Annotated in this window: 1 protein-coding gene; it reads left to right on the top strand. The window is 69.1% G+C overall.

Annotated features, from left to right (window positions below):
- Positions 1-5,440 (top strand): hypothetical protein (locus ACFU99_RS31325; protein ID WP_384398444.1); only part of this gene is annotated, 5,440 nt, incomplete at its 5' end.
- Between the last annotated feature and the right edge of the window lie 106 nt (positions 5,441-5,546).

The raw sequence follows: 5,546 nt of genomic DNA, 5'->3' as shown, positions 1-5,546 counted from the left end.
GGCCAAGACGGTCCGCGCCCGGGTCGACGAGATCCTCGGCCAGCGCGGCACTGCGCTGGCCGACCCGCGGCTGGGCGTCACGGACTGCCTCACCGCCATCGACCAGGCGTTCGCGCAGAAGGTGGCCGACTACGAGCCGCAGTTCGGTGACCATTCCCCGCAGAACGAGCGCTACCAGCAGTCGCAGCGGGAGTTCACGCGTGCCACCGGCGTCGGCGCCCGGGCCGACCCGAAGTCGGCCCGACTGCCGATCAGCCCCTACGCGCCCGGCTGGTCCGAACGCGCGACCGTGAAACGCGCCGGGACCGCGCTGGTGTACCTGCCGGACGAGACGATCGGACGCGTGGCCGGCGGCGAGGTGGGGACCCTGGCCGATCCCCGGCGCGGGAACATGGTGCTCTGGCGCATCGACGACGAAGGCAAGCCGTTCGAGGCCGGCCGCGCGATGACGAACGACGACGCCGCCGGGCTCACTGCGCTGATGGACAAGATGAGCCGGCAGGAGTACGACCAGGTCCGCGAGTGGGTCATCGACGGCGGCCGGGATCCCCAGACGAACCGTGTCGACCGCAACCGCTTCATGTCCCGGCGCGCCGTGGCACGCTCGGCAGCACTGCTCGAAGAGCTGAAGGCCCAGGGCGTGTCCTACGGGGTGATGCGCGACCGCGAGCCGGGGCAGATCAAGGCGAAGATCGCCGGGACCGGCATGGAGATCCGTCTCATCGACACGCGTCAGGAGGAGTACGCCGGAGCCCGGATCTATGACAACGGCACCGTGCTGCGCTACTCGACGAACTACCGGGTCCCCGGCGGCATGGCGGTCTACTCCCCCTCGCCGGCGGAGGCCGTTCAGCTGCTGCGCTTTGCCCAGGGCCATCGCGTCGAGCGCACGGATCTTCCGGGGCGCGCCGCCGGCGAGACCGGCACCACGCACCAGGAGCGCGACCGCCGCCGCACGGTCGTGGACGTACCCGACAGCTACCACGTCGACCGGGAGTCGATGTTCGTGGTCGGCGGCTACGTGCTCCCCGGCGAGTCGAGTCCCCGGCCCGGGGCGAAGGTGATGCTGCGCCGGGACGCGAAGAACCGCTCCCTGCCGGCCTTCTTCGTCGGCGCCGAGCCCGCTGAGGCTTACGCGAAGGCCGCCGTCGAGAGCGCGCGGGAGAACCTGCAGGCAGCTCTCGGGGCCGAAGGCCTGATCGCTCGTGCTGAGGCCGAGATGGAGCGAACCGGCGGACAGCTGGATGCGATCGAGTCGCCGGAGTACTCGGCCGACGCCGAGGTTGCCGCGATCCAGCGCTCGTACTGGGACGTGCTCACCGGCGCGCACAGCGATCTGCTGCGCCCGGGTGCGACCGAAGAGATGTACCAGGAGCGGCTGGAGGAGATCGGCGAGCTGCAGGCCGGGGAGGTGCCCGAGGTGGGCAACCTCGTCTACGGCGGCACCGCCGTCGAGAAGGTCCGGCAGCATGCCGAGGACGTTCCCTTCGAACTCGTCGGGACCTGGGAGGCGCAGCCTCACGACGTCGACGGCGAGTGGGTCGACCAGCGCTTCAGCCCGGACCGGGTGGCACGGTACATGACCAGCCCCACCGGGCAGTGGTCGAACCTCGACAATCTTGCCTCGGCATTGCGTCGTTGCGGGATCTCCCCCGACGAGATGATGGGCTCGACCTTCCAGGCCACCCGGTTCAAGGACCGGCTCGTCCGCTTCGATGCCGGGCGATCCATGCCGATCGCCGATCACGAATCTGCGTTCATGCGGCGCATCGGGGCCACCGTGCGCGAGAGTATCGAGCGCAACGCGGCGACGGTCTCCGAGATCCTGGTCGACGAGCAGGGCGTCATCCGCTGGAGCGGCGCGAAGCTGCGCCGTGACGGCAAGGGGTCGCCGATCTCGGGCGAGATCGGTCAGGTCTTCGATGTCGGCGTGTACGGCGAGATCATCACTGCCTTCGCCAGCGGGGAGAACGCCCTGGTCGTGCCGGGCTACGAGGCCATGATCACGGCCCAGACTCCGGGCGAGGCTCCGACCTCGGTCGAGGAGCGTACGCGGCTGCGCGGCTACGAACAGCTCATGCACGAGCGCATCCAGTACCAGATCGCAGGCGACCTCATCGCCGGGCGTAGCGAGACCGGTGAGCCCTCCTCGCTCAACGCGGTCTACTCGCAGCTGTACGGCACGAAGCACCCGGTCGACTTCATCGAGCGCGCCACCACATACCAGTTCGACGAGTCCACCGGCGAGGCCAAGGAACACCTGGACGAGTGGACGGCCGCGATTCTGCAGACCGAGGCGCGCCGTGTGCGCTACTCCAACGAGATCAAGGCCGGGTCGACGATCTACGCCGAGTACCGGGCCCAGCGCGACCGGACTGACCCGGCCGACGACAACCGCTTCGACGCCTGGCGGCTCACCGGCGGGCGGAACATGACCGTGCTCACGGGCAAGGACCGGAACAACGTCGCTGCACCCAGCGGTTACTTCGACCCGGTGATGACCGGAGGCGCGACCAACCAGGGCATCGTGCGGTACCTGACCGCTCGGGCCCAGGTCGGTGCCGACGGCCGGATCACGCCGGGCGACGAGAGCGTGGCCGGACAGCGTACGCCGCTCATGGCTCTCCCCGAGCTCGAGACTCTGCGGTACGACCCGTTCGACCGCCAGCAGATGACGGCCTCGACGATCATGCAGTCTTCTGAGGTCACCGCGCCGGCGAAGACGGCGCTGATGACCTTCGGCGGCTGGACGGCCGATGACCCGATCGTGGTGTCGAAGGAGTTCGCCGAGCACCACCGCATCCGCGGGGCCGGCGGCCAGGAGCGCGATCTTGTCGTGGGCGACAAAATCTCGGATCTGCACGGCAACAAGGGCGTGATCTCGCTGATCGTCGACCGGGACATGCCACCGCAGGACGCGCAGGCGCAGGATGTCGTCGAAGAGGTCAACTGGTTCCGGGCCAACCCGGGCCTGGACGTGGTGATGAGCCCGTTCAGCCTGATCTCCCGGCGTAACGCGGGCTCAGCGCGCGAGCTGATGAGCGGCAACGTCTTTGACCTGCGCTCCCCGGGTGGAGAACTGCGGCCGAGTGCGGCGGGCGAGATGCGCTTCGTGGTCACCCACATGGCCGTCGACGAGAAGACGAAGATCTACGACGACGAACAGGTGCGTGCCGGCAAGGGCCGCAAAGCCTCCTCGCAGCTGGCCTGGGCGCTGCAGTCTCAGGACTGCCCGGCGATCATGCGCGAGTTCTACGGCCACAACAGCGGAGCCGAGTCGAACCTGCGCGAGTACCTGCTGGTGGCCGGCATGGACATGGAGGCTGACGGCACGCTACGGGTGATCGGCCAGGCAGAGGACCTCGACGAGCGCCCCGAGCGCCGGTTCATCCCGATGCCCGAGCTGCTGCGCACACAGCCGCGCAAGGCGGGCCAGCTCCCGGTACTGAACACCACGGCGATGCGCAAGTCCTTCGGCTCTCTCATCGGCGACCGCGGCGGCGACATGGAGATCCCATTCCCGCTCACGTATCCGACCGGTGAACAGACCGAGACAGTGAGCACGAACTCGTGGAAACTGCCGGTGATGTCCTCGCATCTGCGCAGTGGCCAGGAGTTCGAGGACGGGTCCTCCGTCACGCACGACTACACCCGCAGCTACCAGGACGTCTTCGTCGACGCCTGCCGCTACCGCTACATGGCCGAGCAGCTGGGCAGCTGGGGTCTGTCCGCAGAGAAGCGCGCCGAGGTGCGTCGCGGCATGAGCGAGTCGGTCTCGCGCGCTCAGCGCGCCTTCGAGGCGATCACGACGGACGTGCAGAACAGGGTGCTCACGGGCAAGAACAACATCTTCAAGACCGGGCTGATGGCCTCGCGGCTCACCGACTCGGCCACGATGGTGTGGACCGCGGACCCACGGCTGGACGTCGACCAGGTGGCGCTCAGCTCGGTCAAGGCCGAGCAGCTGGGGCTGGCCGAGGGCGACCACGCGCTGGTGTGGCGTGACCCGGTGCTCCGTGACGCCGGCGTGCGGTACATGCGGGTAGCGATCGACGACCGGCTCACCGGCGCCGCGATCAACCCCGTGATGGACGCCTGCTTCGACGGCGACTTCGACGGCGACGCGGTCGCCGTGGTGAAGCTGCACAACGAGGCCGCCAAGGGGGAAGCCCTGGCGAAGCTCTCGGTGCCGGCCAACCTGCTGGACACCGGCGTGGTCAGGAGCGACGGCTCGCACCCGCTGGCCATGCAGGTCTCACTGGACACCCAGGTCGCACTCTCCAAGGACGCCGGACTGGCTGAGGAGCTGGAGAGTTCGCGGGGCGAGGCGAACCGGCTCAGGCTGCAAGCGGTTGCGGGCGCAGAGGCGCCTGAGGACATCGGGCTCGGCCGGCAGGTCGTGACGGAGGAGCTGAGCGCACTGTACCGCCAGGCACAGCGTGGCGAGTTCGGCGCGGCACTGACGTTCTCGGATCGCGAGGCGCACCTGCAGAGCGTGCGCGAGGTCTGTGTCGAAACCGGGGCCAAGGGCAGCGAGACGAAGCTCGCCGACTATGCCCGGAACCTGGGCGATGTGCAGGGCACGCCCGGCATCACTCAGGCCGACCAGGAAGCCTCGATGTTCGCCACGGCGATCAAGGCCCACGGCACCGGCCTGGGCGGATCGTTCAGCCAGCGCGCCGTACGCGCGCTGCGCGGCGAAAACCTCAAGGCTGTCCTGGAGGTCACCTACCCGGTGACCCAGTCGATCCTGCAGGCCAAGCACGACGCCGCCGAGGCCCGGCACAAGTACGCGATGCTCCAGGGCCCCGGCCGCGAGCTCTGGAGGGGCCGCAGCATCGAACACGTCGGCCCCGGTCAGTGGCGTACGGCGTTCCTCGACGGTGAGCCCGTACAGGCCATGGCCGAGGAGTGGGAGAAGCAGTTCATCGAGTTCTACGAGTCCAAGGAGGGCTTCGGCGTCACGGTCAACCCGCAGTACGTGACCCGTGTGGCCAGTGCGCTGGAGGACCCGAAGACCGGGCTCATCCGCAACCTCGAAGAGGACCCGTCACTGCAGGGCACCGTGATGGACCGGATGGCCTACGGCGGTGGCTTCGAGGCTCTCGTGCAGGCGGCCAAGAACCGCGAGAGCGTCTACGACGGCGAGATGAATGCGCAGTTCGCGTCCCTGGGGGCCCAAAAGGCCCGGGCGGAGATGTCCCGGCAGCTCGATCAGCTGAGCTCTGCCGAGGCGCAGAGCCAGGACAGCGCTGCGATGGCCGTCGATGAGTCGGTGGTCCGACGCGACGTGATCTCTCAGGACGCGGAGTCCTCCCGCACCCGCGGCTCGCACCGCCGCTCCGCGTATGCCGTGGGCGTGAGCGCACCGCGTCCGGCCTACACGCCGAGCATCCCGATCGACCAGCAGCGGGGGGACGACTACGGGATGGGGTACTGAGATGGCACAGCGCAAGGAGTTGGGAGCGGGCCCCGCGGGCCGCCCGCGCCGGGCCAAGGCGCTTCCGGTCGTCGTCGACCGGAAGCAGGCCGACGAGTCGCAGAGC

The sequence above is a fragment of the Streptomyces sp. NPDC057654 genome, assembly GCF_042800135.1.
Taxonomy (GTDB): Bacteria; Actinomycetota; Actinomycetes; order Streptomycetales; family Streptomycetaceae; genus Streptomyces.
Note: the sequence above shows the minus strand (reverse complement) of the source record. Positions and strands in the feature narration are given on the sequence as shown.